The following is a 1,325-nucleotide window of genomic DNA, read 5'->3' as shown; positions in this document are numbered from 1 at the left end:
TGCCGACTCGGAAGACGTGCGCGACGCGGTGAAGGAGGCCAAGGAGCAGGTGGTCGAGGCGCTGGAGCAGGCGCGCGACGCGCAGCGCGAAGCGGTCGAGGCCGCAGCCGAAGCGGTGCGGGACGCTGCCCAGGAAGAGGACGGCCCCAGCACCCGCATCCGCACCGTGCGCTATGGCGAGTTCCTGAGCGACCTGGCGCTGTTGTGGATCGTGGCTTCGGCGATCCTGAAGTTCACCTACAAGGGCCGCATGCAGGCCGAAGTGAAGGCCGCGCAGGCGACCGAAACGGCCGAGGCCGAGTCGCTCAAGCGCCAGGTGGTGGAAGCCCGCATGGCCGCGATGCAGGCCCAGGTCGAGCCGCACTTCCTGTTCAACACGCTGGCTTCGATCGACCATTTGATCGAGACCGACCCGCCGCGCGCCAGCCAGATGCAGAAGAACCTGATCGCGCTGCTGCGGGCCAGCATGCCGACGATGCGCGACACCGCGGACGCCAGCGCCCGCGACCTGGGCCGCGAGCTGGCGGTCGTGAAGCCTTATGTCGAGATCCTGAAGGTGCGCATGGAAGAGCGGCTGGACGCGCGCATCGACGTGCCGGAGGGCCTGCTGTCGGCCGAGTTCCCGGCGATGATGATCCAGACGCTGGTGGAAAACGCGATCCGCCACGGGCTGGAGCCCAAACCCGAGGGCGGCACGCTGCGCGTCACCGCGGAGATCGTGCACGGCAAGCTGCAGGTCACCGTGGCCGACACCGGCGTGGGCTTCGGTGCCGCGGCCACCTCCGGCACCGGCGTGGGCCTGGCCAACATCCGCGAGCGGCTGCAACTGCTGCACGGCAGCAAGGCCAGCCTGACGGTGGCGGCCAACCAGCCCAGCGGCACCGTGGTGACCATCACCGTGCCGTACCGCCCGATCGAAACGCCCGGCCGGCCGCTGTGAAGGCCACAAGTGCCGACGGCCCGCTAAAGTAAGCACCATGACCGACGCCGCTGCTTCTCCTTCCTCCCCTTTCCCGCCCGCCCGTGCGGTGCTGGCCGACGACGAGCGGCTGATGCGCGAACAACTGCGCGCCCGGCTGGCCGAGGTGTGGCCGGCGCTGGAACTGGTGGCCGAAGCCAAGCACGGTGCCGAGGCGGTCGAACTGGTCGAGCAGCACCGGCCGGACGTCGTCTTCCTGGACATCCGCATGCCCGGCATGACGGGCGTGGAGGCGGCCAAGCAGATTGCGCAGATGGACGTGGGCGACGACGGCTGGCTGCCGGAGATCGTCTTCATCACCGCCTACGACCAGTACGCGGTCGAGGCCTTCGAGCAGGGCGCGGCC

At 69.7% G+C, this 1,325-nt stretch carries 2 protein-coding genes; both read left to right on the top strand.

What is annotated here, in order from left to right; all coding sequences use genetic code 11:
- Window positions 1–940, top strand: a 940-nt coding sequence (locus tag FKP22_RS30610; protein ID WP_170201189.1) for a sensor histidine kinase, incomplete at its 5' end; no start/stop codon positions are given.
- Window positions 941–977: 37 nt separating this feature from the next.
- On the top strand, window positions 978–1,325 hold a 348-nt coding region (locus FKP22_RS30605; RefSeq protein WP_141291957.1), incomplete at its 3' end, for a LytR/AlgR family response regulator transcription factor.

Origin of the sequence: Ideonella azotifigens (assembly GCF_006519715.1) — a bacterium.
Lineage (GTDB): Bacteria > Pseudomonadota > Gammaproteobacteria > Burkholderiales > Burkholderiaceae_C > Ideonella > Ideonella azotifigens.
The sequence above is the reverse complement of the archived record's forward strand: the minus strand, read 5'-3'. Positions and strand labels throughout refer to the sequence as shown.